Origin of the sequence: Ktedonobacter racemifer DSM 44963 (assembly GCF_000178855.1) — a bacterium.
Taxonomy (GTDB): Bacteria; Chloroflexota; Ktedonobacteria; order Ktedonobacterales; family Ktedonobacteraceae; genus Ktedonobacter; species Ktedonobacter racemifer.
In genome coordinates this window covers 2,252,975-2,278,910 of sequence record NZ_ADVG01000004.1, presented here as the reverse complement: position 1 = coordinate 2,278,910, position 25,936 = coordinate 2,252,975, and the positions used below count along the sequence as shown (strand labels likewise).

20 protein-coding genes and 1 pseudogene are annotated in these 25,936 nt (G+C 54.0%); 6 read left to right on the top strand and 15 right to left on the bottom strand.

Annotated features, from left to right (window positions below; genetic code table 11):
- Window position 1: 1 nt before the first annotated feature.
- The 7 genes from KRAC_RS51685 to KRAC_RS51655 all read right to left on the bottom strand — a co-directional run bounded on the left by KRAC_RS51685 (window position 2) and on the right by KRAC_RS51655 (window position 8,703).
- On the bottom strand, window positions 2-880 hold the full coding sequence (locus KRAC_RS51685; RefSeq protein WP_007920997.1) for a carbohydrate ABC transporter permease: 879 nt from the start codon (window positions 878-880) through the stop codon (window positions 2-4).
- Window position 881: 1 nt separating this feature from the next.
- Entirely contained in the window at window positions 882-1,859 is a 978-nt protein-coding gene (locus KRAC_RS51680; protein ID WP_007920995.1) for a carbohydrate ABC transporter permease, read from the bottom strand.
- A gap of 40 nt (window positions 1,860-1,899) precedes the next feature.
- Window positions 1,900-3,222: an ABC transporter substrate-binding protein gene (locus KRAC_RS51675; RefSeq protein ID WP_007920993.1), complete on the bottom strand. Its 1,323-nt coding sequence runs from the start codon at window positions 3,220-3,222 to the stop codon at window positions 1,900-1,902.
- Between the two features lie 896 nt (window positions 3,223-4,118).
- Window positions 4,119-4,721, bottom strand: a complete 603-nt coding sequence (locus tag KRAC_RS51670) for a substrate-binding domain-containing protein (RefSeq protein WP_052569301.1) — start codon at window positions 4,719-4,721, stop codon at window positions 4,119-4,121.
- 330 nt (window positions 4,722-5,051) lie between these two features.
- The gene (locus KRAC_RS51665; RefSeq protein ID WP_244422556.1) at window positions 5,052-6,494 is read right to left on the bottom strand and encodes an ISL3 family transposase; all 1,443 of its coding nucleotides are present in this window, start codon (window positions 6,492-6,494) and stop codon (window positions 5,052-5,054) included.
- The gene (locus KRAC_RS77505) at window positions 6,451-6,741 is read right to left on the bottom strand and encodes a transposase family protein (RefSeq protein ID WP_244422555.1); all 291 of its coding nucleotides are present in this window, start codon (window positions 6,739-6,741) and stop codon (window positions 6,451-6,453) included. The genes KRAC_RS51665 and KRAC_RS77505 overlap by 44 nt, the downstream gene beginning before the upstream one ends.
- 231 nt (window positions 6,742-6,972) lie before the next feature.
- Window positions 6,973-8,703, bottom strand: coding sequence for an FAD-dependent monooxygenase (locus KRAC_RS51655; RefSeq protein ID WP_007920989.1), 1,731 nt, complete (start codon window positions 8,701-8,703; stop codon window positions 6,973-6,975).
- A gap of 366 nt (window positions 8,704-9,069) precedes the next feature.
- Between KRAC_RS51655 and KRAC_RS51650 the strand changes: the two genes are divergently transcribed.
- Window positions 9,070-9,864 carry an alpha/beta fold hydrolase gene (locus KRAC_RS51650; RefSeq protein ID WP_007920987.1) on the top strand — a complete coding sequence of 265 codons (795 nt, stop codon included), beginning with the start codon at window positions 9,070-9,072 and terminating at the stop codon, window positions 9,862-9,864.
- A gap of 44 nt (window positions 9,865-9,908) precedes the next feature.
- Here KRAC_RS51650 and KRAC_RS51645 read toward each other — a convergent pair whose 3' ends face one another.
- Window positions 9,909-11,843, bottom strand: a complete 1,935-nt coding sequence (locus KRAC_RS51645) for a hypothetical protein (RefSeq protein ID WP_007920985.1) — start codon at window positions 11,841-11,843, stop codon at window positions 9,909-9,911.
- 361 nt (window positions 11,844-12,204) lie between these two features.
- Window positions 12,205-13,329, bottom strand: a complete 1,125-nt coding sequence (locus tag KRAC_RS51640) for a cellulase-like family protein (RefSeq protein WP_007920981.1) — start codon at window positions 13,327-13,329, stop codon at window positions 12,205-12,207.
- 221 nt (window positions 13,330-13,550) lie between these two features.
- Between KRAC_RS51640 and KRAC_RS51635 the strand changes: the two genes are divergently transcribed.
- The gene (locus tag KRAC_RS51635; RefSeq protein WP_007920979.1) at window positions 13,551-13,943 is read left to right on the top strand and encodes a winged helix-turn-helix transcriptional regulator; all 393 of its coding nucleotides are present in this window, start codon (window positions 13,551-13,553) and stop codon (window positions 13,941-13,943) included.
- A gap of 102 nt (window positions 13,944-14,045) precedes the next feature.
- Here the strand turns inward: KRAC_RS51635 and KRAC_RS68080 are convergent.
- The 3 genes and pseudogenes from KRAC_RS68080 to KRAC_RS51615 form a co-directional block, all read right to left on the bottom strand.
- A pseudogene (locus KRAC_RS68080) lies at window positions 14,046-15,606 on the bottom strand (nuclease/transposase family protein); the annotation flags it as partial.
- Between the two features lie 200 nt (window positions 15,607-15,806).
- Complete coding sequence (locus KRAC_RS77500; RefSeq protein ID WP_244422554.1) at window positions 15,807-16,361, bottom strand: transposase; 555 nt, start codon at window positions 16,359-16,361, stop codon at window positions 15,807-15,809.
- Window positions 16,362-16,481: 120 nt separating this feature from the next.
- Window positions 16,482-17,792 (bottom strand): APC family permease, encoded by a 1,311-nt coding sequence (locus tag KRAC_RS51615; protein ID WP_007920968.1) that lies wholly within the window; start codon window positions 17,790-17,792, stop codon window positions 16,482-16,484.
- Between the two features lie 165 nt (window positions 17,793-17,957).
- Between KRAC_RS51615 and KRAC_RS51610 the strand changes: the two genes are divergently transcribed.
- The 4 genes from KRAC_RS51610 (at window position 17,958) to KRAC_RS51595 (ending at window position 21,735) form a co-directional block, all read left to right on the top strand.
- On the top strand, window positions 17,958-18,983 hold the full coding sequence (locus tag KRAC_RS51610; protein WP_007920966.1) for a helix-turn-helix transcriptional regulator: 1,026 nt from the start codon (window positions 17,958-17,960) through the stop codon (window positions 18,981-18,983).
- Between the two features lie 33 nt (window positions 18,984-19,016).
- Window positions 19,017-19,697: a hypothetical protein gene (locus tag KRAC_RS51605; RefSeq protein WP_007920965.1), complete on the top strand. Its 681-nt coding sequence runs from the start codon at window positions 19,017-19,019 to the stop codon at window positions 19,695-19,697.
- A 23-nt stretch (window positions 19,698-19,720) separates the two neighbouring features.
- On the top strand, window positions 19,721-20,884 hold the full coding sequence (locus tag KRAC_RS51600; protein ID WP_052569300.1) for an RNA-guided endonuclease InsQ/TnpB family protein: 1,164 nt from the start codon (window positions 19,721-19,723) through the stop codon (window positions 20,882-20,884).
- A 503-nt stretch (window positions 20,885-21,387) separates the two neighbouring features.
- Window positions 21,388-21,735 carry a hypothetical protein gene (locus KRAC_RS51595; RefSeq protein ID WP_007920962.1) on the top strand — a complete coding sequence of 116 codons (348 nt, stop codon included), beginning with the start codon at window positions 21,388-21,390 and terminating at the stop codon, window positions 21,733-21,735.
- A gap of 260 nt (window positions 21,736-21,995) precedes the next feature.
- Here the strand turns inward: KRAC_RS51595 and KRAC_RS64275 are convergent, their stop codons facing one another.
- From KRAC_RS64275 to KRAC_RS51580, 3 genes are all read right to left on the bottom strand, one after another.
- Window positions 21,996-22,430, bottom strand: a complete 435-nt coding sequence (locus KRAC_RS64275) for a VOC family protein (RefSeq protein WP_007920960.1) — start codon at window positions 22,428-22,430, stop codon at window positions 21,996-21,998.
- 140 nt (window positions 22,431-22,570) lie between these two features.
- Window positions 22,571-23,503, bottom strand: coding sequence for an AraC family transcriptional regulator (locus KRAC_RS51585; protein ID WP_007920955.1), 933 nt, complete (start codon window positions 23,501-23,503; stop codon window positions 22,571-22,573).
- Window positions 23,504-23,592: 89 nt separating this feature from the next.
- Complete coding sequence (locus KRAC_RS51580) at window positions 23,593-25,812, bottom strand: alpha-galactosidase (RefSeq protein WP_007920954.1); 2,220 nt, start codon at window positions 25,810-25,812, stop codon at window positions 23,593-23,595.
- Window positions 25,813-25,936 lie beyond the last annotated feature (124 nt).

Here is a 25,936-nt window from a genome sequence, read left to right as displayed (position 1 = left end):
ACTATCCTTTCACAACTCCCGAGGTAAGACCTCGTATAAACAGACGTTGCAAGAATAAGTATATGATAATCGTTGGTAGCGCACCAACCATTAAAGCCGCAAATACCTGCCCCAAATCAGTAGTACGATAGGCGTAGAAGAACACCTGGATCGCCAGAGGCAGGGTACGCATCTCCGGCGTGCGGATTATAATCAGAGGCAAGAAGTATTCGTTCCAGGCCGCCAGGAACTCCAAAATGCACACGCTCGCAATGGCCGGTCCCGAGATTGGCAACACGATGCGCACAAAGGCATTCAATTCGCTGCAACCGTCCACCACGGCCGCGTCGCGCAGTTCATGGGGAATGCTTTGAAAGTAGCCCCAAAAGATGAAGATCGAGATCGGCAACCCCGCCGCGGCCAGAGGAATGATCAGCCCTAGGTAAGAGTCGGTCAGATTGAGCTGAACGAGCAAGACGTAGAGCGGAATAATCGGTACCGGCGCCTGCATGGTCAGCACGAATATAAGCAGGATCGCGGCAGCGAAGCGAAAGCGAAACGTGCTCAAGGCATAGCCAGCCAAGGCCGAAAGTACGGCCACCAGCAGCGTCGTCAGGACAGCCACCAGGAAGCTATTAAAGAGCGCGTAGCCCAGCTCCGCCGTCTGCCATGCGTTGGTATAGTTTTGCCAGGCCAGCGACCGGGGCAGACCCCAGATATTGGATAGCAGATCGCTCTGCGTCTTGAAGGAAGCTATCACCGTCCAGATGATAGGGTAGACGATAATCAGCGAGAACAGGAACAGTACGATATGGTTGATCAGCCTGGGCACCGCTCGGCGCAGGAGGAACGGCGCGCGTTTGGCATGAGACGTATCGGATAGCTGAAGTGAGGCACGCATATTAGCCGTTCCCTCCTATGTTTGTATTGCGCGGAGCCATGTATTTGAGCTGGATCAACACAACGATGGAGACCAAGGCAAACAGGGCATACGAAAGCGCGGCTCCGTAGCCCAACTCGTTGAACTTGAAGGCCTGGAGATAGATATGCAGGCCGATCACGTTCGTTGCGTTATCCGGTCCGCCCTCGGTCATCAGGTAGGGTATGTCGAAGGCGTTCAGGGCACCAGCCAGCGAGACCATCACGTTGATCAGCATCACCGGTTGCAGAAGCGGAACAGTGATACGAAAAAACTGCTGCACGCGCGTAGCGCCATCCACGCGTGCAGCCTCGTGAAGTTCGACCGGTATCGTCTGCAGGCCAGCCAAGAAGATGACCATGTGGAAGCCATACCACTTCCAGATGTCGACCACTATCTCGGACCACAGCGCCAATCGTGGATTACCCAGCCAGTCCTGCACCAGCGCCCCCAGGCCGACAGCGCGCAGAAGATTATTTACCAAGCCGAATTGATAATCATACATCCAGGCCCATATCAGTGCGACGACCACAAACGACATCACCACTGGCATAAACAATGCCGTGCGATACGCGCTGCGCCCACGCAATTCCTGCGAGAGCAGGACCGCCAGCAGGAGTGAGAGGATAATCTTGCCGCTCACTGTGCCGATAGCATATTGCACGTTATGCAGCAGTGCCATCCCCAACTGGTCATCGCTGAACATACGCTGAAAATTGCGTAGGCCAATAAAGACTGGGTCATCGATGCCGTCCCATTTGAGCAGCGCAAGCCCGATGCCCGATATCATGGGATAGATTTTGAATATGCCGTAGAGCAATAACGCGGGCAGAAGCCAGAGATAGGGCGCAACCTTGCGCGGCACCGAGATCGCCCGTTTACTACTTGGGCGACCACCGCTCGTCTGTCCTATTGCCTCCGTTCCTGACTTCGCCTGTGAGATAAGCTGGAATTTTGCCATGCTTTTCCACACTCCAATCTAATAAAAGCAGCGCGCAGCCTTAGTTCGCGAAGGTGTAGCCATCCTGGCGCAGTCCATCCATCGTTTGCTGAATCTTTTGCGCCGCCGTGTCTGGTTTGAGCGTCTCCGAAACCAGGCCCTGGATGTTCTGCTGGAAGGCCTGGGTGATCTCGGGCGGCCAGTACCAGTCCAGGTAGGTATTCTGGATGGGCGCACATGAGTGGGCATACTTCAATGCCAGAGGATCGGCGCTCGCCTGCACATTTTTGTTGCATGAAGCCGGGTCGGCATTTTGATCTGAGGCCCATTTGGACCATTTATCGTTGGTCATAAGGTCCAGGATGTTGAGGGCCAACTGTTTGCGTTCAGGGGCTATTTTGGCATAGACGGCGTCCGCACTACCGGTGCCCCCAGGCATCTCACGCTTGACACTGCTATTGCTGACCGCCAACAGCGGAGGCACCAGGTCCAAGTCCAGGTTGGGGAAACTTCCTTTGCGATAGGTACCAATAATGCTGGAATGGGTATAAAAGAAGGCGGCCTTACCCTGGGTAAAGTTCACGACCGCGCTATTGCTATCCAAGTTGTTAACCGATTGGATGAACATACCATCCTGGGCATAGCTGTAGATAAGTTCTAGAGCGGCCACATACTCGGGATCGGTAAACTTCATGCTGCCCGTCAGCGTTTTGAAGGTAAGATCGACGCTTTGATTATTGCTGGTCTGCGCCAGGGCCCAAAACATCCAGACGGGCCAGAGATAAATGTCCTTTCCGGCATGCACAAAGGGCGCCACACCGATCTTTTTGAGTTCGAGGGCCAGCTTGCGCAGGTCATCATACGTCTGTGGCTCCTGTTTAAAGCCAACCTGTGCTAGCAGCTTCTTATTGTAGAAGAAGGTGAAGCCGCTGATTCCTCCTCTGGCCAGCGCCTGTAACTTATTTTTGACGGTGTAGGTCTTTAAGGCTACTGGCACAAAGCGATCTTTGTGGGAAAAATCGTCGAGGGTGAGCAGCCTGTTGCCAACGGCATAACGGCGCAGGTCCTGGCCATTGAGATCTAGCAGGTCAATCTGATCGTGTGCGACCTCTGACGCGGTAAATAATTCAACAAAACGCTCGCTAGTCAATCCGCGCCACACCACCTGCCCACCGGGAAAGGCTGCCTCGATGCCTTTGATCAGGGGCTGGTTCTGCGCGGGATCGTTAGCGCTCATAATGACGAACTTACCCTTATAGGGTCCGCTATTTGCACTTGACCCACCACCACAGGCTGCCAGTGCAGCTCCCATGGCTCCGACACCGAGCAGTTTCAGTACCAGGCGACGATCCATCTCCGTACGAGCAATCTCTGCTAGAGACATACTATACCTCCTTGTAAGTAGTACTGGTAAGATCTCAATGTTACAAACGACATACATCTATGGTGTGGCTGTGTCACTGAGACGTGCAGACTATGTTGGCAAAATCCGGCGTAATATGCTTCACAAATTGAAATTTGCAGGCTAGTCTGCTTTTCCTGCACCAATAACTTGTGATGCAAGTTCGATAAGAGCGATTGATCCGGGCGTCGGTACAAACTCTTTGGAGTTATTTTCGACTCCAAATGCGCCTGTGAACCATATTCTGGCAGTTACGGAAGAGCTTTTGAATCATATTCTGGCACTGTTATCCATATTGTGGCCGCAAATCTCAACGAACGATCTCCATTTCGGGAGATGTGAGCAATTGACAACGCGCTGCCACGAGTTGCTTCACAAATCAGAATTGCTGCCAACATATGCTACAAATCAATTTATAGCTTGTTTGCTATAAATTGCCTTCTGGGCTAAAGAGTCTGCGGATTGTCAAAATGTTTGGATATCCTTCACAGACGTTGCCAGAATATGGCTAAAATCACAGGATAGTAGTTCAAAAGCTTTACAGACAAGTTTCTACGAGATATATGTCAGTTGCGTCAGGCATTGTCTAACCTAAAAGGTAACTACTGTCCTTATGACATGCGTATATTCTGCAGTCAAAGTATATTGCACGCCCTCTGTTCCGTATGGAGACAAATCCTTGCAGTTGTCTCGGTGTCATGACGCTCACGCTCCTTCGATCTACCTTGCCCTACACCCTATCATGTCCCCCCACGACAACTATAGGACAGCCGGGCGCGTTACTATTCGAAGGCATGACGGGACGACTAGTCATCATGTAGACCGTTAGCAAAGCGCCTACATTGCATCAAAAAATGCTATTCAAAGTTATAGGTTGTTTATTTTGTTGCGATGTCCCAGTCTCGCCACGGCGTGCCAGTGGCGATGGGGCGGCTGTATCGTTCCTGCTCTAAAGTAGCGACTGTGGATTTGCGTACAACGAGCGTACAATCTAACTTTTCTAGTTCGGCGGTTGCCTTACCTTCAAGCTTATCGAGCAACTGCGTCATAGCGTGCACACCCATTTGATAGACGGGTTGGATAATAGTGCTTAGCGCGGGATCATAGAGGGATGCGATTTCGAGACCATCATAGCCGATGACAGCCACGTCTTCTGGTACACGTAATCCCGCCCGTTTGAGTGCCGTGATTGCGCCAATGGCGCTAAGGTCCTGGTGTACAAAGATAGCGGTTGGTGGGTTGCTGAAATTGTTTTTGAGTAATTGCTCGACCGCTTTCGGGCCACTGGCATAATCAAAGCTTGCCTCAACGGCCAGATTTTTGTCAAACTCCACGCCCCAGTCCGCCAGAGCGGACTGAAAGCCGCGAAGGCGCTCGATGCCTGGCGATGATGTCATAGGGGCAGTAATGCAGCCAATGCGACGGTGCCCCAGGTCGAGCAGGTGCGCGGTCGCCACGTAGCCTCCTCTCCTATCATCCATGGGGGGCGCCTCCTGGAAGATACAGGACGATGGGAGTCCCAGTTCCGGCTCTCCCCAACTTTTGATGAGCCGAGTATTGTAGCGTTAAGAAGGAACGGTGAAGAAGTGCAAGGAAAGAGCGAAAAAAGGTGAAAGGGCTTCCAACTGTTTCTTGGGGATGTGCGGGGATGTTCTCTTCCTCCTGTCATTGCAGAAGTTGTGCGGGTAGTGGCGGGTAGTGCCCCCCATCACTCTCACAGAAGACCATCAGGTTTCCTGTGAGGCGGAAAGCAACACAAGCCGACCGATGCAGAGCCAAGCCTGATCCCATCGGTTCCATTGAAATTGCGCTCAAGCAACATGCAAGACGCGCAAGCGGAGCAAGTCAATGTTGGCTCGCCCATACATCTGTCGTTTGAGCAGTTTGAGCCGGGTGATGTGTCCTTCCACTGGCCCCGTACTCCATGGCTCCGTCAGGGCGGCGAGAGCCGCATCAGCTTCGTTTTCTAGACCCAGAGCAAAGCGACGTATTTCCTCGCAAGGACTCGCTTTCGCCCTCTTTAACCAAGGAAAGAACATCTGGTCGTCACGCTTCTTGATCATCTGGAGAAACTCTTTCCCCAAGGTAGAGAGGTTCTCCAGAGATGGAGCCAAACGAAAGAGAGCTTGTCGGTAGGCAATGTCCGTTTCTCGGAGTTCTTCCGGTTCGCACAAGAGCAACCGCGTTGCTTGCCTGGGAGTGCGGGTTGTCGATGCGCGCTGAGCAATTGGAGCAACGAAAGGAGATGAAGGACTGGCAACCATTTCCTGCGGAAGAGGCCAGGTATGGAGAAAGTTCCGGAGACTGCCGTAGCTGCCTGTAAAGCCTTGCTGTTGGATCTCTTGCCAGAGCGCTTTGATCATGACCTCCCCTTGTTCCCAACGCTGCTGCAGATAGGCTCGATACGGTTCGACTTGGGATGGAGACGGGCTATGGCGTCGATCGACAAACTGAGGCATGCGCAGATATTTGCGCACGGTCTGCCGCTGGACTTGCAAACTGGCAGCTATTTCCCGTTGTGGTTTCCCCTCGGCGGCCAGTTCGTGCACCCGTTGATAGAGGGCCAATTGCCAAGCGCGTTGGGGACTGGGAGAAGGCGCTTTGCGACGCGGTGACTTGCGTTGTTTCGCCCCTGCTTGAGCGAGCTGGGCAGGAGCGGTAGGCTGGTCCTGCTTGCTCTCTTTGACCTCCTCACCTGCTTGCTGGAGCGCATCCATCTGCCGAGCAAGCGCCTTTTGCAGGACTTCCCGCAGATTTTTGCCTAAATGCCAGCGGTCAAGCACTTGTTTGGCTTGAGGTGCTCCTTTCATGGCTCCCTTCTGATAACTGGCCCCACGATCACGGCTTATGACCTCTACGTCTGGATGCTCACGTAGCCAAGAGGCAAAAACCTCCTCATCACTGCCCAGCAGCACATCCACAGGTCGATGGTGCTCCAGATCAACAAGCAGTGTTCCAGCTTGCAGTCTGCGAAAAGACCAATCATCGACGCCAAGAACTCGAGGAGTCGGAGCAGTGCTCACCCCCTGACGACGGAGCAGAGAAAGCAGGTTAGAGGCACAGATAGGCATGGCATGAGCTGCACATTGCTTAGCCCCAGCCTCTCCACCTAATGCCCATGCGATTGTGAGCAAGGCATCTCGCAATCGGTTCGTTCGACGAGCAAAAGGTTCCACCAGTTCCGGGAGCCGTTCCGTAAAAATTTTCCGCTTACAGTCGGGATTCTGGCAAAAAAAAGCGATGGACCTGCACATGGAGTTGCAGGCGCAACGATCCCCAAGGCAGATCTTGCAGTGTACGCATGTAGGTGCTATGAAGACGCCGAGTTTCCTGCCCACACACAGGACAAGACGCCAGGCTTTGTAACGAGGCCAGCACCAGTGTCAGTTCCTCTGATGTGATCAGCAGTTCATGTATTTCAAGCTTCTCTGGGACAGGTATCAAGAGCTTGATTACCTTCTCAATCTGATCTTTTGCGCTCAATACTGATACTGTTTTCATCCTTCCAGTTTAGCATCTCTGCCTTGTTGAGCTTTTCATCAAAAGCTGGGGAGAGCCACGATGACGCAACATCATACACCGATTGATCACTCTTCACCCTAAAATCTGTCTACTCGTCGCGCTTACTACCAACTTGCTCTAAAATAAGTAGGCGCTGTGATCGGTTTTCGCAGAGATCCTAGCCGAACCTCAGATAGAGTTGAAGCACAGATGTAGCAAAGAGCGATGGAGTTATTGGCTTACCTCTTTGTGCTCTGCTCTACCGGGAGTAACTGTGATGGGCGTAGGAATCGGCGAGACCACAAAGATGCTATCGAGATAGGCCCCTAACCGCCCAAGGGAGGCAGGACGAGAAAGGAAGCCGATATAGCCATCGGGTCGTACCAGTACTAATCCATCATCGGTGATGCCGTACTCCTTATAAATGGCCGCGTTTTCGTCATAGATGATGTGCGTGCGCTCACTATCGCTTGATTCTGGTGGGCGAGGAAGAATGAGAAATGCATCCACCAGGTCGCTATGCCTGCGTTTGAGTATAGCATTCATCTCCTCCCATTCTTGTAAGCTTCGTTCGGGGTCATGCTGGTGCGCAAAGAAGAAAAGGACATGGCGCGTTCCCAGGCAAAGCATATGTAAACGCATAGGCGTCTTGCCAAGATAAACAACCATATCCGGCGCTCGCTCACCGGCATGATGCCCAATCGGCATACGCTGCCGCTCCCTGAGCGCCCCAAAGAGATTTCCCTCCTGGTATTCACTGACAATTGGACTACGGCGGTATGACGCGGCTACCTGTGAGATAAGCGTTGCAATCCGCTTGCTCGCGATTTTGCTGCTAATGACCAGGGGCGCGACGCTATCACGCAGGCGTGAGGGGAGTGCACCCTGCGAAAGCGCAAGGCGTGAGAAGAAGTTCGTTCCTCGTAGAAGCAGGCGGCCAAAGCGTTCACGCTCAGCCTCATAGCTATCGAGCAAGTGTGGTTGCGCCTTCTCTTGACTGACCAGCGCCAGCTTCCATGCCAGGTTGAAGGCATCTTGAATGCCTGTATTCATGCCCTGGCCAGCGATGGGCGAATGGATATGGCAGGCGTCTCCCGCCATTAATACAGAGCCCTGCCGGTAGTGATGCACTTTGCGCTGATTGACTTGAAAGCGCGAAGACCAGACAGCGTCATGCACTCTGACATCGGTCATACCACACTTCTCAAGTATGCGCTGCACCTCCTCCAACGTTACATCGCCTTTCGGTTCGGTTCCCGGTTTATACCCGATAATGATGCGGTACTGTTCATGTGGTATTGGGAGGCAACCTATGAAGTCTCCTTCCTGCCAGAAGAAGGACGCCTGGTGAACGGGTAGATAGCTACCCATGTGAACATCGGCGAGTGCGAAGGACTGCTCGAAGGTCGAGCCCTTAAAGTCGAACCCTAGCAGATGTCGCACGGTGCTATGAGGGCCATCGCAGCCAATCAGCCAGCGCGTGCGCAACTGCTCACGTTGCCCATTAGCATGTTCCAGTACGACATCCACGCCGTTTCCTGTCTGTTGCAATTCAGTAAGCTCAACTGCACGCTCGACTTTAATCTCCTGCCGCGTGAGATGCTCATTGAGTATATTTTCTGTCTCCCATTGTGGCAGGCAGAGCATGAAGGGATAACGGCTGGGAACATGCTGCATATTTATCTGGGCGATACGGTGATGCTTATCGCCATAGATGTTCATGGCTTTCACCTTTACGCCTTCGGCCAAAAAGCTATTGGTCAGGCCCATTTTCTCAAAGAGTTCAAGCGTTCTGGCATGAATACTCAGTGCCTTTGACGTGTGCGATGGCTGGGGGAGGCGGTCAATAATCCTACACTGCATTCCATGACGCTTTAACTCGCTCGCCATTACCATGCCGGTTGGTCCCGCACCTACAACCAGTACCTCGATGTCATAAGTATTTGTGGCGCTCTGTGACATGCTCGCAGCCTCTCTCTTTCTTTCCTCTTGCCCTATGCTTAAGATGAGTTAGCAATGGTAAAGATATAGACAATCACTCCTATAGGTCACTATACACGCATGCGCATATAGGTATATCTGGTATATTGTAGGGTCCATATTCCCACGACTTGCGCAACGAGCTGATTGACGGGACTAAATCGTCACACCATCCCTGGTCAACACAAGAGTGCTGGAGCACTCTTCAGAAAAATTGAGCCATTAGCTCTCAGCCCAATCTCTCCGGCTGTAAAAAGCAAGCCAGGAGAAGTTTTTTCGGTCCAGGGTGGTACACTGTTTCTCGAAGCAAAAGAGAAGCAGAAGGTAGTCCACCTGAGAGGAACCAGTATGAGAACAGTCATTTCCAAAGATGGCACCTCCATCGCGTTCGATCAGTCAGGCCAGGGACCAGCGCTCATCCTGGTGATTGGTGCGATGGGGACTCGCCTGGATGAAGCAGGGCTGGCGAGAGCCCTGGCACCACATTTCACCGTGTTCGCCTACGACCGGCGTGGCCGAGGCGACAGCGGGGACAGAGCACCTTACGCAGTTGAGCGCGAGGTCGAGGACATCGACGCCTTAATCGCCGAGGCTGGCGGATCGGCGTGCGTCTTTGGTGGGTCCTCCGGCGCAGTTCTGGCCCTGGAGGCTGCGCGCCTGCTCGGAGGCAAGATCGAGAAGCTGGCGCTGTACGAACCCCCATTCATTGTCGACCAGAGCCGTCCCCCGATCCCGCAGGATTACGTCGAGCATCTCAACGCCCTGCTCGCGGCAGATCGTCGGGGCGAGGCGATTGAGTACTTCCTGATCGATGCGATGCGCGTTCCTGCTGAACTCGTTGCCCAGATGCGAAATGGGCCAATGCGGTCACAGTTAGAGGCGGTAGCGCATACGCTCCCCTACGACGGCACTATCATGGGAGAGACCATGAGCGGCAATCCCGCGACCCTCAGGAAGCGGGCCTCTGTTACCGTGCCCACACTGGTCATGGTCGGAGGAGCGAGCCCGGCGTTTTTCCACCACGGAACGCAAACGCTCGTGGGCATCCTGCCCAATGCTCAGCACCGTCTCCTGGCAGGTCAGGACCACGGCCCGGCTGACGACGTCCTTGCTCCTGCGTTGAAAGCGTTCTTCCTGAGTTGAGCAGCTCCAATGGAGCCCGGCGCCAGTCGTTGCTCACTCATCCATCAAAACCCTAGGCTTGCATGCTTTCCTGTGACGCTGAGGCCAGGCGAAGGAAGGTGGCCAACCCCTCTGGAACGCCGAACAGTGTGATGGTGATCTGGCCAGTGGCTTGGCTGCGCGCATTGCGAGCCAGACGCGCTTTCCAGCAGAGACGAGTGTGTGCTCGCTCGGCACGAGAAAGGACCACTTCCGCAGTGGGAGGCGAAGCGACCGGAGCTTGCGGGGGGATGGACATCTCGATGTGTTGGTGACACACGAGCTGCAGGCAGGCACGCCGATGCTCTCTGCGGCTCCAATCCCGCCAGAGCAGTGGTGCGGGACCAACGGCCAGCGGATGAAGCAGCAGGCTGACCTGGCGCGGCTTCTTCGTGGCATGCCCCTGCCATTGACACTGCTCGCGCAACGGACAGGACCGGCAACTGCGAATGCTGGCCCCGTACACGATGCGCAGGCTGCTGTCGGCTTCTCGGCGCTGTTCCTGGATATGAAGCTCCTGGTTGGCTGGACAGCGAAGTGTCCCATCTGGGTGGAGCGTGAAATCGCGGCCCGAGAAGCGACCGGCCTTCCATGCAGAGCCCACCTCTGGAGGAGCATACCCGGAGGAAGGGGGCATGTGTGCTGAGGGAGGCGGGAGAGCAGGCGCAAACTCGGTCGTACGAACCGGATCGGGATGAAGGTGATGGCCTAGTTCCAAACGCAGGTTCCAGACCCATTGAGCCACACACTGCCAGGCTTCTTGTCCCCAGGCCGAATGACTGCACCACCGGTCGGGGTCCTGGTCTGCCTTCGTCTGCTAAGATGGGCTCAAAGGCACCACGGTGCATGTACAGCTCGACCACATCGCAGGCAGTGAAGGCGTGTTGTGGCAGGTTCGTGAAGAACAGTTCGTAGACCATGCCTGTGCGTGTGACCCCAACGGGACTCTTCTTCTTCCCTGCAGGATGCGTGGCCACGACCACTCGGTAGGACACGCCCTCGGGTCCCACCGGGATCTGTGGACAATCGTAGAGGCTGCGCACCATCTGGCTTTCCGGGCGCTGCTGGAATTGATCGGGAGGCAAGTGCAACCGCGCCTGAATCAGTGGGTGGTCGAGCAGGTGATAGTCTTTGCCGCGGGTCACAAACGAGAACCCGGCCACATCGGTGAGCACCGCCCCATTGCCATATTGCCCATCCAACCTCAGGAGCGTGCGCGAAGCGTCGAGGTGATACGCTGTTAGGTACCGGCCAATGGAGGCACACCCCTTGCGCAATTCTTCCCGATAGCGCCCGTTCCCTCGATTCCCGAAACTGCCGAGCCATTGATAACTATGCGCCTGCGATACTGTTGTCTGTGTCCTGACGACTTCCCCTCGTTTGCGGCCCCGGTAGCCAGGCGCGCAGACGTCATCTAACCGACGAAAGGGCGGGGGAAGTTCATCGGTCTGGGGTAAGGCGCGTTGGCGGGCGGCCTCTCGCGTCCCATCAATGTCGAACACGATCCATGTCTTCCCGGCTCGATCTACCAGCCCTCCCGTTTGCTTGCCAGGGGTGAGTGGCCGTGCGAGCAGATCAGCGAGAAAAAGCGCACGCAGTGCTTCGACGGGTGCCTCCGTCAACGCCGCTAAAAAACGCGAGAGCGCCGAACGAGAAGGCAACCGATCACGCTCAAAGAGCGTCATGAAAGGGATCGCAAAGGGCTGGAGGCTTTCGTAAAACTCCTCCAGGGCGCGTTCGCCGCTGATCGCATACCCGAAGAGGACCGCGAGAAAATCGATCACCTCGTAGCGGCCAAAACGCTTCCGCGTAAAGCGCACCTGCTCGTTAATCTTGCTCAGGACCTCGTGCTGGCGCAGATAGCGGCTGATCACCACCACTTCGCCAAACCAGGACGGGGTCGAGAAGTTGGGCTCCGACGTCGTCTGGATTTTTACCGAACCATTGGCGATACTGGTCATGTATCCCTCCTTGTTGAGAAGCGTTGTGTGTTTTCTTTTCAAGGAGGCATATTTCTACCCCGATTGGCTACCGGTCACACTCGTTGCGCATCGCGTGGGTTTGGCAACGCGGCTGAAAAAGCTGTCTGGGAAAGAAGAGCTGACAAACAGAGATGTGTAAGCTCAAGCTTCCCGTCTCGCATCTGATGCTGCCTCCCTTTTGCCATTGTTAAATGTGTATAAGAGACAGGCATCAAATGACCGGGGCTTTCTCGCCACGTTCTCTGTAAAATCGCCCACAATTCATCGGAAATCCGAAAGGCTGTCGTTGTGCAATTATTTGGCGTGCGTTTCCGACTTCGTGGCTTCGGTGCCTGCTCCTTCATTTCTCCTTGTGCCACTTCTTAGCTTCCACCTTGAGAGGTCCGCGATGGATGACATCCGTCAAACGACGATGCCAGTCTATATCACGCCACATCCCGACAAATTGTGGACCACAAAAACTGCTGGTGGCCATGGCTACCCATTGTCCCGTTGCAGAAGCTTGTCTCACTCCGTACTCGCACAGTTCTTTCACCCACTCCCAATTGAGCAATGGCCAGTCTTTGTAGTTGATGACTCCCCAGCACTCAGTGGTGATCAACGGCTTCTGTGCATGACGCGACCATTCCGCAGCCAGTTCGATGCCGTGGCTCAATGCTCTCTTCCATCTTTCTGGCTCGGAGCGATAGAGCACTTCTCCTTTTTGCACCAGATTTGCGTATCCCTGCGAATCGTCAAATTCATAGGTATAGCCCACCTGTTCATCGAAATCACTCCACATAGTCATGAACAGGTGTAATTCTAAAAAATCAAGAAAAGAAACATCTTGCTGGCTATCGATCTCAGAAATAAATGAAAAGCTATACTCCAGCTCAGGATACGCTGTCCGTACCACTGCGATAGAGTCATGCATCCAGCGCCTGCCATCAGATGTATCGCGGGCGACCTTCGCCTTCGCCTCAGCCTGGGGAGCGAAAAAAGGGGCCCACCAGCGCGAGGGAAATTCATTGCAGAGATCGACATAGAGAATGGTGCTGAACAATCCTGCATCTGAAATGCTATCCAGCGTATGTCGCCAGACTCGCCCCAGGTCTTGTGGTGTTTTGAGCAACATGCGCATATCATCACGGTCCTGTCTAAACCAGCTTGAGAGCGCCACCTTGATCTCTCTTGCTTTGCACTTCGCAAGGAATTGGTTGAGCGCCGGCTGAATGATGACCCGGTTGAGAGCAGGACTTCCCCATGCCTGCTGGTTCCAGACCGGCAGAAGCTCCCACTCCTTCTGGGGGTCAATGGCTAACAGATGGGGATAAGGATCGATGCGCACAGCGTCGTAGCCCCGCTCCTTTAACTCATCCAGGATCAAATCCCAATCTTCGTATCCCGCTCCTGGCCAGCGACGCTCAAGCCAGGAGAAATCCCACATCGTAATCGCCAGGGGATGGGGAATATTTGCAATCTGCATAGGGAAAACCTCCAGTATCTTTCATACTGCATTGCTGACGTTTCATTTGCATTTCTTGAAAGAGACAGTGTATGCCTTTTCTGTAGAGGCATTGCATTCTTTCTCTTTGCCACAACCCCTCCTGGGTTTGACAGACAGAACTGTAACAGAGTACTGCTTTTTTGTGAAGTACGAACAAAAAGGTGGTATACTTACTTAAAAGTAAATTTTGGAGGAAGAGCATGGCAAAGGACCGACAGACGCTGGAAAAGAGGGTGGCGGGCCAGTTCAATGCGGTTGAAGGAACAAGTCAGGGGTTAGAATTAGTTTCGGGGAAGTGGACGATTCTGGTCGTTTTTGCTCTTAAGAAGGAAGCGAGACGACTGAGCGATTTGCAACGGATGATCGAGGGCATTTCACAGAAAATGTTAATCCAGACGCTGAGAAAATTAGAATGCTATGGTCTGGTCGCACGGACGGTGTATCCAGTTGTTCCACCCAAAGTTGAATATGCCTTAACCCCACTGGGTTTCACTCTCCTTGAGCCGTTGTATGCCATCTGTCACTGGACAGATGATCACTGGGGAGAAATGCAGGCTGCTGCTCAGCAGTTTCAAGAGAAAGAGAGAAGCTGAACTGAAAGCACTGCCAGGTTATTCGGATAGGCACTTAGTGCATAATCAAGAGACCTTTTGTCTGAGGCCTCTCCGGCATACATGCACGGAGGTTCCTGTTCCTCACCCACCGTTTCCGGCCTCTCCCGAAGGAGAAACCGGCTCTTGGTGGAGATAGGCAGGACTTTTCAGCCGACGCGCTCCGGCACGGGCAGCTCCGCTTTTGCGTCGAGCCACTAAGCCCATGCTTCGGGGCAAGTGCTGCCCCTCATTTGCACGTTGTTGAAGCTCCTCCATCACGGCTTGCAGGCGCGGCTCCGCACCTTCCCAGACAGGCTGGGTGAGAGAGGGGATCGTTTGCTGCGGTTCCAGGTAGGAAAGCAAGAATGCCGAGTAGAGATCACGCTGCACCGGCCCGAATCTGCAAGGACATTGGTGCCAGCGCTCTGATCTTGGCTTCTTGTGATACTGCCCCGACTTCTGGCAGTACTGAGAGAGTCTGGTCTGGTAGGCTGAGGCTTCGTGCAGGGTGCCGCCAGTTTTTGCAACTATGCGAGTCAAATGCCCTAGAAACATCCCTGGTGCGCGAAGTCCGATGCTCCGACCATACTGCTTCTGCCATCCTTTGAACGAGGTTTTCTCTATGGTGATCGTGTTCCCCACCGAAGCGATGCGATGAGCCAGATTGCCATGCAGACTCTTGCGGTGTGCGGCGAGTCTGCGCTCAGCATTGGCGTGTTGTCTCCTGGTCGCCTGGTACCGCTTGCTCTCCTTCCAACGCAGGCGTTTGCCCGACTTCACCCGGCCTTGCTCATCGTAGTTTTCTGGATTGTTGGCACGGCGTTGCCGGTCCATTTTCCGTTGGATGCGCCGCTTTCTTCGGGCGTTCGGGGTTAATTCCTCGCAGAACGTGACCAGATCGGCTTTGCCCTCGCGCGGCACAATGGCAAGGCTGGAGGGGCCGATATCCAGACCAATCGTGTCGGTTCCGGTCTGCACATGCTTTTTCTTGATGAGTGCGTGACCCTCTAAGATGAGCTGGACGCGCATAGCGGTTGCCATCGTGATCGGCCCCTTGAGCGGATGGCGAGGAAGCCTTGCGGCGGACCAGGCGGACATATTTGATCTTGTGGCGCATACCATGCTGGATCACGGGATCGTGCCAGTCGATGATCGCCGGAATGACCTCTTGGTTCCAGATCAAGAAGCCACCGTCTCCCGCATTGGGGTCCAGCACGAAGCGCATGCCGGCGTCGTTGCGTTTGCCCTCCACGCTATCAATGCCACGTCCCTTGCTGCGGAAGCGTACTCGTTTGGCTTTCCCAACACAGACCCGATTGACCGCCTGATAGGCGCGAGTCGCAAGGGTTTGAGCCATGGTGCTATCAATGTGGTCGACGATCCAGGAGACACGGGCACGCTTGGCATACTCGTGCATCTCATATTCCGAGAAGTGGTATTTTGTGCGTAAGGCAGAAAAAGCCTGAGCGCGTTTCTGTTTGTGCGAGTGTGGGAGAGCCCGCGCCTTGTTCCATGCAGGATCATTGCGCATGCACCGGAGCCGCTTCATGGCTTCAGCAAGCAGAGCGTTGTAGAGGCACCGAGCCGCTTCCAGGTGCGCACGTACCTGGCGTTCCTGGCTCCAATCGACTTGGAGAGGGAGTTCAAGAAGAAAGGTCGGTGTCGCGGGCTCGCTTCATGACGTGCTTTGCCTTCCGATGCAGAGTATCTCTTGAGAAAGAGAGGGGACGGCTGCCCGTCCCTCGTGTCTTTCCACACGTTCACATGTCTACACAGCTATTCCAGTTGGGCAGGCTTCTTCCGGTAACTCGACGACGTACCGTTCGGAAATGGATTCGTGAGAAGCAACTCCGTGCGATTACGTTAGGTCGAAGAGAAGGATACCGGATCCGGCGCTCTGACTGAAAGGAGTTTCGCGCGCAAGCGTGAAACAAGAGAAGACGATGATCTTTCTTCATCTTGTGGAGAACACAGTACGAAAGAAGAGTGATGCTTCCCCTCCACCCAACCAGCCCGAAAGGAACGCCCATTCATCCCCGCCTTAGAAAAAGCGGGGCTTTCTGGGCCGTTCTCTGTAAGGAGCTCGGCCAGTTCACAGCCAAAGTAGCCACAGACCCGCTGCCTGAGCTCTTGAGCGGTCAAAAACTGAGCAGGTTCGACAATCGCTCGCTTGCCGTGGATCCACTTTGGCTCAATCCGATTGAGCCAGGGACTTTTGGTAGGCAGCCAGCACGGGATGATGCGTACACCACGTTTGCCGATTTGAGTCTCTTGCAGCACTGTCTGATTGTGCTGGCGTAGCCAGGTTTTGACCCGCTTACTCACGTGCCAGGAGACGTTATCCCAAATCAACACGAGCATGTGCTTGTCTTGCGCCTGGACCTGCTCACACAGCCATTCCAGAAAATCCGTGGTCACCTGGCTAACTGGGCGTCTTGAAACGAAGCGTAAGTGCATGTGACGGATGCTTGTTCGATACTGTTCATGTCGTCTCTTCGGAGAAAAAATGAGACTGCGCCGTCGAATAGCACACCTCTGTTACTGGCACACCTTCTCTTCTTCTTTGCGCAAATGCGAGATCCCCCGTCGCTCCCGCACGATCGATGTCAATAAAGCCAGGAGGAAGATGGCAATGGGGTAGAGAATCTTCAGGCCAACGCTCGCCAGCGTAGCGCAGAGGAACACGAAGAACACCGCATAGACAAGACGTTTGCCAGCGTTCCGGGTGACACGCATGTAGGACACGAGACAGAGCAGGTAGAGAAACAGGAAGACAGAACTTGCCACGGTGAGAACACTGACGAGCACATTGGGAAAGACAGCAGTTATCCCTGTCATGACCACAAACACCATGCCCAGGACCAGGATTGCACGCCTTGGAAGCCCTTGGCTATCAAGATGAGCGAACCAGCCTGGCAATCGTTTGGTGCGAGCAGAGGTGTAGAGGAGCCGTGACATCCCCCAGAGCCAGCTCGCTGTGTTGAGTTGCATGATGGTGAGCGCGAAGGCAACAATGATACCGGTAGCGAGCCAGGCTGGGGTGAGACGTTCAGCAAGCTGCAAGAGTCCGCTGAAATCACTGACTCGATTACGCGGAATGAGTGCAGCAATCATCACGGTCAATGCGACAGACAACCCCCCACAGACAAGAAAAGCTGCCATCATGGCAAGCGGAAAGTCGCGACGGGGATTGCGGAATTCGCCAGCGATGAACGTCAGATTCTCGAAACCAGCATAGGCCCAGAAAGCCACCACTATCCCAGATAAGAGAGGCTCAGGAGCACTCACTGCTGGGAACACAGCACGATATCCATGGTCTATCTGCGGATAGGTGAGGGCACAGAGGGCAACCACAACCAGGAGTAATGCCCAGCTCACCTTCCGCTGAACGTGCGCTCCTACTGCTGCACCGAGAAGGTTGGTGGTCATGGCCACGACCAGGATGGCCAATGCGCCCACGAACTGTATGACCATTCCCCCTCCGATGGCGGAGCTGAGGTACGAGCCCGCAATCAGGACGCCCGCAGGAATGCCGAGCACCACAATTGAGAGAAACAGCGGCGGAACGGTTGCAGCGACATGTGAACCCAGGCCACGAGCGATGAAGCCCTCAATGCCGCTTCCGTTGGGAATGAGTCGCACCATATCGGTGAACATAAACAGCATGGGCACGCAAAGCAGCGTTCCACCCAGCCACACCAACAGGACGTCATGACCAGCAAGAACATAGGTCAGTGACGGTAAGTACAGAATACCAGAGCCAGCGATTGACCCAAGTGCAAGAGCCACGCCATCCCACAGCGTGAGGGTGCGCTGCAATTCTTGATGAGCCATAAAGAAATTCTCCATTCTCTCTTCCTCCTTTTTCTGACCGAAACATGTTCTTTCCACGGCATCGAGCTGTGTATGATATACTTCTGTCATATTTGAGGGGAGGTTCCGCTTTCAAAGGGCGATATAGCGCTAGCATAGCACCTCATTGTGCCAACATCCTGTCATATTTGGAGAGTAAGCATGGCTCACATTGACCGTCTCTTCGGCATTTTGCTCATCCTCCAGAGGAAGAGATCTGTTTCTGCTGCACAATTAGCTCGGCAGTTTGAGGTTTCCACACGAACCATTTACCGTGACCTGCAGACACTCAGCGCGCTTGGCGTCCCAGTGTACACGAGCCGTGGACATGGGGGTGGTATTCACTTGCTTGAAGGTTATTTCCTCCCTCCATTAACCTTCTCGCGAGGCGAAGGCATCATGCTCCTGGTAGGGCTAACGCTGCTGCAGAGCCTTCATACCTTTCCTTTCCCCGCCGAGGTGAAAACGGCTGTTCAGAAACTCCTGGTAGCGGTTCCTGATTCTTTACGCATGACCTTGATGCAAGCGGAGAAGGTGGTTGGATTTGAGCACTTCCCAGGTGATATCTTTCATCCAGAACCCACCCATGCTCCTCAAATGGATGGGGATACTCCCGAAAGCTCCATCATCACGACCTTTTTACAAGGCATCCTGGATCGTTCGCTCGTGCATGTGCGGTACGGATCACCGTACCATCTGTCAGAGAGGCAAGAGACAGCAGTTATCCCCCTGGGACTATTTTGGGACCGGAACCATTGGTACCTCGTAGGAAGGAAACGCGATGGTGATGCCACGATGAGGTTGTGGCGAGCAGACCGTGTTGTCTCTCTCAGAGGAGATTCCGAAACCGTGACCCCCCCGCATGCGTTTGATATCCAACCTCTTTTAGGGCACACGTGGCTGAGATCAGCGATGGATCAATGGCAACGAAATGCGCCTGTTATTATTCGCCTCACGCGATTGCAGGCAGAACGGCTCCAACGAGACTGGTATTATCGGCATGCCCGATTTGAAGAGCGCAGAGGCGATCAAGTGATCATGACGATTGGAGAGGAAAACCAGACGATCGTCTTCGAATTGTTGCGCTGGCTTGGGCCAGGGGCAGAATTGATAGAACCGAGGGCTTGGCGAGAGCAAATGAAAGAGGAGCTACGGCAAATGTTATCAATCTATGACACTCCAGAGTGAGAGAGAGAATGTTGAGAAAAAGACGGCAACAGGATGATGTCACACAACATTCGAGGCTCCACACTCTTTCAGGAATTTCTCGTCTCTTCTGTGGGAATAGTTCTCTTCTTTTTCTCTGCGCTTGCTTCTTTATGCCTCGTTGCGCATCCCGTGGGTGTCTGGATTGTTGAACTGGTAGCGCAGGGCTTACGCCCCCAGCTAGAAACGTTGGAGGTTGTCGACACACCATCACATACGTATCTACGTGAATTGGGTTGGCTGCTACATTTCTGGCAAAAAGGAGCCATACTCTATAATTATGAGACGGTCGTACCACATCCCACGATGCAGATTCTGATGCAGCAATACTCGCGTGACCTTCTATACGAAGAGCCAGGTGCTGATATTTGGGAAATACTTCTTTGGGCTGCTCGGGAAGATGCTTACTACGATCCTCGCTGGAAATCTTCTGCTCTCCCATTTGACTACTTACCTCCAACAGAACATCAAGATATGCATCAGGCTCGCCATAAACGCTTTACTATTGAAGCCTGGACACCTTGCAGAGAGTTTTGTATGAATGAATGGTTCAGATATCGCGCACTTGAACAATTCCCAAAAGAGAATGCAACTGTTTCCAAAAAGTTGGAAAAAGGGATCAACCATTGGCAAGATGCCACGCTTTCGGGCTTCTTGACAGATGAGAACGTTTGTCCTATACTGAAGAAAATATGAGGCAAAAGAAAGAGCAGAACCGTATGATTCGCGCCCATAAGATCAGACTGCATCCCACAGCTAAACAGGCAGTGTACTTTGCCAAAGCCGCTGGCACTGCTCGCTTTGTGTGGAACTGGGCGCTGGCTGAGTGGAACCAGCAATATGAGGCCGGAGAAAAACCCACTGTTTACAAGCTCAAGAAGCAATTCAACGAGATCAGACGCGAGCAATTCCCCTGGACCTGGGAAGTGACCAAGAATGCCTCTGATCAGCCCTTTCTAGAGTTGGGCAGGGCATTCGCCGCGTTTTTTGAGGGACGTGCTCACCGTCCACGCTTCAAGAGCAAAAAGCGCAGCAGGCCAAGCTTCTATCTTGCCAACGATCAATTTGAGCTGGGTGATCATCGGATCTGGGTCCCCAAGCTCGGATGGGTGAATATGGCAGAAAAGGTACACTTTGTTGGGAAGATCACAGGCGCACGTATCACCAAAACGGCAGATTGGTGGTTTGTTTCCATTCAGGTCGAAATGCCTGACCCTCTCTCTGTGAAGAGGCCGGCGGCTATCGGCATCGATGTGGGGCTCAATCGGCTGGCAACCTTGAGTACAGGAGAGGAAGTTGAGAACCAAGCCTTCCTCAAAACGGCGCTTAAGAAACTGCGCCAGGCGAACAAACGGTTGCATCGTCGCAAACCAGGATCAAAAAACCGTGAGAAAGCACGCAGGCAGGTGGCACGACTGCATTATCGCATCATCTCTTTAAGAGATGATGTCCTCCACAAGCTCACGACCGGGCTAGCAAATTGCTATGGAATCATTGGCATTGAAGATCTCAATCTCAAAGGATTGCTCAAGAATCGCACGCTTGCCCGTTCGTTCTCGGATGCGGCTTTAGGCAAGCTCTTGTCCTTGCTCACCACGAAAGTGGAGCAGCGTGGTGGGCAAGTGATCAAGGTAGATCGCTTCTTTGCTTCCAGCAAAACGTGCCACGGTTGCGGGTGGAAGTGGGAAGACATGCAGCTTTCTGATCGGGTGTTTCTCTGCCAAAACGCGCACTGCGCCTATTATCAATTCTCCCAGGAGAGAGATCACAATGCGGCCTTGAATATTTTGGGCGAAGCCCTTCGCTTGATCGGGCTGATTGATCAAGTCGTCAGCGGTACTGGCTCGGACGAGGACGGAAACTTGGCTGTGGACTTGACGTAAGACCAAAAAGGCTCATGGGTCTTGAGGCTATTGGGAATGAAGCAGCAACAACGAACGATGCGGTAAAACTGTGCTTGCATATGTTTTACTACATTTATCGGAGCAGAAACAACAAGCATAACAAATTGCCCAAAAACCGCAAAAATCACGTGTTTTTCTAGCGGAGTGCTGTCAACACTGCCGTCAAACTCGCTTTTATTTCCTCTCGCATGGCTTGCAAAGCGGGTTGATGGGGATGTTGTTTGAATCCTGTGCCATTTCATGCTACACTGCTATAGTAGGATGATTAAACATCCAGAGTGAGCTTACCCAGAGCGAGCTTACAAATCACATAGCGCATGTTTTGTGGCAAATGGTGGATTGATAATAAGCACCTATACTAGAGAGGATATGCCCCCCCATACACACTCCCCCTAGAAGACCAATGTCCCGATATTCTTCATTCAGATAGGCTGACCTTCCAAGATACTACCTGGATGCGGAAAGGAAAGAGAGGCAACGTCATGACTTGGACTGTACAGGCTATTGAACGAGCGCAGAGAACTGTTCAGGCAACCGAAGTCCTTCGCCAACATGCGGCAACCATTGCCAATGTCTGTAGCGAGACAGAGGGAAATCAGATTATCGTAGCAATGGTTGAGGTGGATGGCTCCTTCGCTGGCACACAGGTTATTCCCCGCGCTGAACTACAAAATCAACTGGAGATTCTTGAGATACAGGAACACAAGTGGGTGCTTGCGCTCTCCCCCAGCTCTTCCATTCATGACATTGAACGGCGCTGTGCTGATATCGGCTACTTCGCCAATCGCAGGCGCTCCGCCATCCAGCGTCGCCTGGATCAACAGCACTAGCACTCACTCCTACGCAATTGCAGCATAGTTAATAGTCATAACAGGAGAGAACTATCTCACTCAAGATAGTTCTCTCCTGTTACCTCTGCTTACCAGACTATTCTGGTATTCATCTCCTTTACGCCATGATACTATGGCCCCTTAACTCTACCTCACCAATGGACATCTCCATGTTCACTGGCTTCGGCGAAGAGGCCCGCGTTGCTGAACTGGCCGCCAAGGAAGCGAAGAACTGCTGGCCCATTCCGCTGAGATGATCCTCAAGCGTCTTTCGAGGTCCCGCTTGCTGCCAGGTCGCCGGAGAGTAGGATGGTGTTTCCGTCGGGGTCGGCGATCAGCGCAAAGTGCATCCCGAAGGAGGTCTTGTAGGGTGTACGGAGGCCCTGGTAGCCAAATCCGGTAAGTTCGGCGTACTTTGTATCCACCGCTTCCTGTGTCTCCAGGTAGAATTCGAGAACGGAGCGGTAGCTATCGGCTGCTTCCAGGTGTCCTGGCTCATTCTTGCTGACAAACCCTGGGTCCCAACGAGAAGGATTGGAGTCCAGGAAGAAGGTCAGCCCGCTCCCCATCTTAACTCCGACATGAGTCTGTTTCTCGCTCCCCTCGGGAATGGCCAGACCAAGCCGCCGATAAAATTCCAGTGCTTTGCCCATATCCTGGGTGATCAGGCCGAGCATGTAGAGTTCAAGTGCCATGATGCGTATTCCTTTCGCTTCATATGAATGACATGAGAGTTCATCTCCCTCTGTCATCAACTTCGTGCTTCTATGATAGAGCAAAAGGAAGAAGGGAATCTTGCCTATTCTTGCGCATCCTGGTACAAATATGCGCGGATTTACTCCTGCTGCCGATAGCCTCGTGGAGTGAGGCCGAGATAACGCTTGAAGGTCCGGGTCAAATGGCTCTGGTTGGCGAATCCGCTCTCTAAGGCAATGTGAGCGAGGGGTTCATTCGTCTTTTTGAGCAGGTGTTGTGCTCTCTCAACCCGCTGGCGCAGCACAAATTGATGTGGGCTCTCCCCCATGGTCTGCCGGAATAAGCGGGCAAAATGATAAGAACTAAAACCAGCCTGTTGAGCCAGGGCCTCCAGCGTGAGATCCTGGCTAAGGTGAGCCTGAATGAAGTCTGTCACGCGTTGCACTTGCTGGCGTGTCAGCCCCTGTGATATCTCTTTTATATGTATTGGCGCGCATGTATAATGCTGCAAGAGATGTACTGCAAGCATCTGGGCCGCCGTTTGGGCATAGAGTTTTCCAGCAGGGGTCGGCTGCTCTAGCTCTCGCCACAGCGCAAGCCCGATCTGTGTCAGCAAGGGGTCCTGGAAGCCTGAGCGTCCGATCAGCGTAAGACGAGCGGGATCACAGTCAGCTACCTCCTCCACAGTTCGCGCAAACAGATCTTTACTCAAATGGAGATGGAGAGTCTGCGTTGGTTCGGAGGTCAGGCCGTTCCAGCGCAACTCGCTGGACACGCTCCCATCGGGAGCCAGCATCAGATCTTCCGCACGTATGATCCCTCCCTTCCAGGGACCGTTCACAGACCGACGCTCCATATACATCGCCCCGCCAGCGAACAGCACCAGGGGAATATGGGGCAGGTCAGGGTCAGACTCAATGAGCCCCTCAAACTGCATTGGCTCGTGATATGCACGCGCTACCAGTCCATCCCACCCCATCTCCTCGCTAGAGAGAAAAAGTATTGGAGGAGTCGGCTCATCCGAATATGCTGGCAGAGATGTGCGCCGAGAAACCGCAAACTTTTCAGCCAAGGCAGTCCCTCACTTCTTTTACTCTAGAGTAGCACGCACAGTATTAAGCCGAATGGCCCGACGCCCCATGCTTCCGCCTGTTATCCCTATCAGGCTTCGGCGCGTATATGGAGGAGGCAACTCGCGTATGAACCACGCTGGAGTGGCAGTTCAAGTCCTCGCCTCATGAGCGCGGCCCCTGAGAGGACGATCTCTGATGCAGAGGCATTGCCCAGTTCTCGCACGCGATACCGCGTCGCTGGCTGTAGGCCCTGTAAGCGCAGGAAGGGAAGCGGCTCCCAGAAAGGGTTGCTACGCCGGAAGGCAAAGAGCACCGCTTCACTGCCGTCGGGCGCGACACTCGTGACCGCTGCGAGATCGCCTTTGCTGGCCGTCGGCGAAAGGAGCCAGTACTGATCGCCATCCTGTACCAGGTGGCGAATCGATTTATAGACCGCGATCCAGCGGGTAGCTTCCGCGAGGTCCTCATCGCTCCAATGCAGTAGGTGACCGCCGATCCCAAGCGCGCCCATCATCGCGATATGAAAGCGGTACTGTACAGGGATCTCATTTACCATGCGGTCATGCGGCATATCTGTCACCCAGGCCCCCATCACACGACCAGGCAGAATATGCGAGATGCCTTCTTGAATAAAGAGGCGTGCGTCAGGATGCGTATTATCGCTCGCCCAGACCTGGTCTGTGCGCCGGAGCACGCCCAGATCGGCGCGCCCTCCGCCCGAGGAGCAGGACTCGATGCTCAGGTCGGGATGGCGAGCCCGTAGTGCATCCAGAATGGCATAGATGCCCTGCGTGTGGCGCACCCAGATCTCACGCGCGTCCCCGCCTCGCGCGCTGTATTCGGGCCAACCCGGCTCCGCAAGAGGGCGATTCATGTCCCATTTGATAAAATCTATCGCATTTTCGGTGAGCAATTGATCCAGCACCGTAAGCAGGTATGCCTGTACATCCTGACGGCCCACATTCAAGACTAATTGGTTACGCGCCTCGCTGCGCGGGCGTTGCGGGAAATGATAGATCCAATCCGGGTGTAAGCGGTACAGGTCGCTATCAGCATTCACCATCTCCGGCTCTACCCACAAGCCAAACTGCATGCCCAATGTCTTCACGCGCTCAATGAGCGGGCGCAGGCCATGGGGAAACTTCTGCGGATCGACACGCCAATCGCCCAGACCCGCTCGATCATGCACACGCCCTGGGAACCAGCCATCGTCGACGACGAAGAGCTCCACACCCAGACCGGCGGCACGTTCGGCCAGCAAGCATTGCCCCTCTTCAGTCACATCGAAGGTCGTGGCCTCCCAGGAGTTATACAATACAGGACGCGGCTGGCTAGCCTGCTTTTGCGGCAGAACCTGCTCACGAACATAGCGATGCAGGCGACGCCGTACCCCATTCATGCCATCAAGCGTAAAACCCGCCACAAAATCGGGCGTAGTAAAACTTGTTTGCGCGGCCAGCGTCCAGGCAAAATCATGCTCGTGAATGCCACCCCCAATAGCGGTGGCCCCAGTGATCGTTGTCGCTATGCGCAAGGCCCAGTTACCACTCCAGGCCAGCGTGCCAAAATAGACCTCTCCCTGTTGCTCATTGGCCTGAGTATCCAGCGCGAACCAGGGATAGGCATGCGAGCCCGTTACCCCTTTGCGTGACTCTAGCAGCGTTGTACCAGTCACAACCTGCTGCTGCTGGAGGCGGCTCTCGCCTGCCCAATGTCCCCCTAATGTAGTCAGCCGACGTGGCATGACCTGGCGTGGCAGATGCCAGACTGCGGAGAACAGGCGCTCAAGCACAATGGGGTCTGCGCCCTGATTGGTAAAGCACGCGGAACGAATGATGACATCGTTTGCGACATCTACCTGGTACAGCAGAGCGACCTGTAAAGGATAGACCGCATCCTGTAACAGAATGCGTAATGCAGGCAAACCGTCTTGCTCACCAATCTCGGCATCATGAAAGCGGAGGTCGGCATCACGTGTCTGGTCGGCGAAGGTGATCTTCGCGGCCAGTTCGCCAAAGCGTAGCCCACCAAACGCGGGATATTCTTCAGGCGCGAGCGCCAGGCTGACATCCTGCGATGATCTGTCAGGCGGCATAGATGCTGCGGGGATATCGGAGAAGAAGGAGAGGCGCGCCCCCCAGTAGAGATTGAGTACATACTCCTCCTCTGTAACTCCCAGCGCGTATGTACTATTCTCCGTCACCAGCAGCCAGCTCCGCTGCGTTGGCTGCTGGTGAATACCGGTCGTTAAAATATCTGAAGCGCCAGGTGTCTTCTGGTGCCATGATGTGGCTGATTGCTCTAGCATGCTATGTCGTCTTCCTCATTTGCTTTTTTTATCGAATCAGATGCCGGTGGTTGGCGAATGGAATAAGGCCTGGGACCTCAGTATATCACGGATACGGGTACGCCATGATGTTTGACGAGCTTCC

Coding starts and splice junctions, on each gene's coding strand:
- KRAC_RS51665 (WP_244422556.1), bottom strand. CDS start 6,494: ATGTGCAGGTCCATCGCTTTTTTTTGCCAGAATCCCGACTGTAAGCGG.
- KRAC_RS51595 (WP_007920962.1), top strand. CDS start 21,388: ATGACTTGGACTGTACAGGCTATTGAACGAGCGCAGAGAACTGTTCAG.
- KRAC_RS51650 (WP_007920987.1), top strand. CDS start 9,070: ATGAGAACAGTCATTTCCAAAGATGGCACCTCCATCGCGTTCGATCAG.
- KRAC_RS51640 (WP_007920981.1), bottom strand. CDS start 13,329: ATGCAGATTGCAAATATTCCCCATCCCCTGGCGATTACGATGTGGGAT.
- KRAC_RS51610 (WP_007920966.1), top strand. CDS start 17,958: ATGGCTCACATTGACCGTCTCTTCGGCATTTTGCTCATCCTCCAGAGG.
- KRAC_RS51680 (WP_007920995.1), bottom strand. CDS start 1,859: ATGGCAAAATTCCAGCTTATCTCACAGGCGAAGTCAGGAACGGAGGCA.
- KRAC_RS51675 (WP_007920993.1), bottom strand. CDS start 3,222: ATGTCTCTAGCAGAGATTGCTCGTACGGAGATGGATCGTCGCCTGGTA.
- KRAC_RS64275 (WP_007920960.1), bottom strand. CDS start 22,430: ATGGCACTTGAACTCTACATGCTCGGCCTGATCACCCAGGATATGGGC.
- KRAC_RS51645 (WP_007920985.1), bottom strand. CDS start 11,843: ATGACCAGTATCGCCAATGGTTCGGTAAAAATCCAGACGACGTCGGAG.
- KRAC_RS77505 (WP_244422555.1), bottom strand. CDS start 6,741: ATGAAAACAGTATCAGTATTGAGCGCAAAAGATCAGATTGAGAAGGTA.
- KRAC_RS51635 (WP_007920979.1), top strand. CDS start 13,551: ATGGCAAAGGACCGACAGACGCTGGAAAAGAGGGTGGCGGGCCAGTTC.
- KRAC_RS51615 (WP_007920968.1), bottom strand. CDS start 17,792: ATGGAGAATTTCTTTATGGCTCATCAAGAATTGCAGCGCACCCTCACG.
- KRAC_RS51670 (WP_052569301.1), bottom strand. CDS start 4,721: ATGGATGATAGGAGAGGAGGCTACGTGGCGACCGCGCACCTGCTCGAC.
- KRAC_RS51655 (WP_007920989.1), bottom strand. CDS start 8,703: ATGTCACAGAGCGCCACAAATACTTATGACATCGAGGTACTGGTTGTA.
- KRAC_RS51600 (WP_052569300.1), top strand. CDS start 19,721: ATGATTCGCGCCCATAAGATCAGACTGCATCCCACAGCTAAACAGGCA.
- KRAC_RS51580 (WP_007920954.1), bottom strand. CDS start 25,812: ATGCTAGAGCAATCAGCCACATCATGGCACCAGAAGACACCTGGCGCT.
- KRAC_RS51605 (WP_007920965.1), top strand. CDS start 19,017: ATGATGTCACACAACATTCGAGGCTCCACACTCTTTCAGGAATTTCTC.
- KRAC_RS51685 (WP_007920997.1), bottom strand. CDS start 880: ATGCGTGCCTCACTTCAGCTATCCGATACGTCTCATGCCAAACGCGCG.